Source organism: Pseudomonas sp. 2995-1 (genome assembly GCF_002742505.1).
Lineage (GTDB): Bacteria > Pseudomonadota > Gammaproteobacteria > Pseudomonadales > Pseudomonadaceae > Aquipseudomonas > Aquipseudomonas sivasensis.
This window is the reverse complement of record NZ_LJSA01000086.1, coordinates 1-246: the sequence shown is the minus strand read 5'-3', so window position 1 is coordinate 246 and position 246 is coordinate 1. Positions and strand designations below refer to the sequence as shown.

Sequence of the window (246 nt, the reverse complement as noted above, 5' to 3'; positions counted from 1 at the left end):
CTAGAAACAGGATCCCAGATAATCCAAGATTTATATTTGAAGTCTTCTCACCAGATATGGACCATGAAGAAGAGCGGGGAGAAATGAGTTTAGTGGGCGTGCAAATAAATGAGCCATTAACTGATGAAGGTGAAACGAATGATTATAGTGTAAGAATGATTGATATTGATATGAATCATGTAACTGCATTAACGGTAAGAAGGGACCGAACATTACCGATATTATTTATCGGGGGTACTATATTTA

Annotated in this window: 1 pseudogene; it reads left to right on the top strand. The window is 36.6% G+C overall.

What is annotated here, in order from left to right:
* Positions 1–246, top strand: a pseudogene (locus AOA61_RS31700) (hypothetical protein); the annotation flags it as partial.